1 pseudogene is annotated in these 1,421 nt (G+C 63.4%); it reads right to left on the reverse strand.

From position 1 onward, the window contains the following. Window positions 1-1,411 (reverse strand): annotated as a pseudogene (locus OQK_RS00700) (acyclic terpene utilization AtuA family protein); the annotation flags it as partial. Window positions 1,412-1,421 lie beyond the last annotated feature (10 nt).

Here is a 1,421-nt window from a genome sequence, read left to right on the forward strand (position 1 = left end):
CTGATGGGCGAGGGGCAAATCTGCGCTGTCGAGGGCCACTGGGTCGGGGAGGGTGCACGGATGGCGCTCACCGGCCATGTCGATTTGCAGCGTGCAGGCATTTTTATCTATGAGAAATGAGAACAGGCGGATGACCGGGTACACGGTCGGACGTCCGCCGACAATGCCGGTCAGACCGGGCGCCATACCGGTCGCGGCCTGGGCGATCTCTTTGGAAAACAGCACCAGCGCGCGTTTGTCAGGATGGCGTACGGCGATTTTGATCACCACTTCACGGCTGTCGCGGCGCTGGCCGTGTGGGCCGTAGGTGGCTTCGCTGCCGAGCAGTTCGACATGGGTTTCGCTGTACGGCGCCCAGCCGCGCAGGCTGAACATCTCGGCGGTCTTGTCGATGATCGCCTGACTGACCCGCCGCGCCTTGTCCACCGCGTCGATGCCGGCCATCAGGCAACTGGCGGTGCAGCGAAAACCGTCCGGGTACGTGGCGCTGACCTTGTATTTGTCGCTGGGCGGCAGGCCTTTGGCACCGTGCACCTGCACGACGTTTTTGCCTTGTTGCTGGAGTTTGACCTGAGTGAAATCGCAGATCACATCGGGTAACAGATAGGCCTGCGGATCGCCGATTTCGTAGAGCATCTGCTCGCCGACGGTCAGCGGCGTGACCAGGCCGCCGGAGCCTTCGGGTTTGCTGACGAGGAACTGGCCATCGGCGCTGACCTCGACGATCGGAAAACCGATGTGCTCGTAATCCGGCACCTCGCGCCAGTCGGTGAAATTACCGCCGGTGCACTGCGCGCCGCATTCGATGATGTGCCCGGCCAGCGCGGCCTGGGCGAGTTTGTCGTAGTCATGCCACGACCAGCCGAATTCGTGGACCAGCGCCGCGCTGACCACGGCGCTGTCGACCACCCGGCCGGTGATGACAATGTCGGCACCCAGGCGCAGCGCTTCGACAATCCCCGGCGCGCCGAGGTAGGCGTTGGTCGACACGCACATGCGCGGAAGCGGCGCGCAGCTGAACATTTCGCGGATATCGGCGGGGTTTTTGAGCTGTCCTTGCAAGTCGTCGCCGAGCAACACGGCGATCTTCAGCTGGACCCCAGCCTGGTCGCAGGCTGCTTGCAGGGCCGCCGCGCAAGCCTGCGGATTGACCCCACCGGCATTGCTGATCACGCGGATGTTCTGTTCGGCCAGTTGCGTCAGCAGCGGCGCCAGCACTTCGATGAAGTCTCCGGCGAACCCGGCCTGCGGGTCTTTCAGGCGCGCGCCGGCCATCAGCGACATGGTGATCTCGGCCAGATAATCGAACACCAGATAATCCAGGTTTCCGCCGGAGACAAGCTGGGCGGCAGCAGTGGAAGTGTCGCCCCTAAAAAGCACTGGCGCAGCCGATTCGCACGGTGGTTGGCATTTTTATCTCC

Source organism: Pseudomonas sp. R62 (genome assembly GCF_000257605.1).
In the GTDB taxonomy this organism is placed as follows: Bacteria; Pseudomonadota; Gammaproteobacteria; order Pseudomonadales; family Pseudomonadaceae; genus Aquipseudomonas; species Aquipseudomonas atacamensis.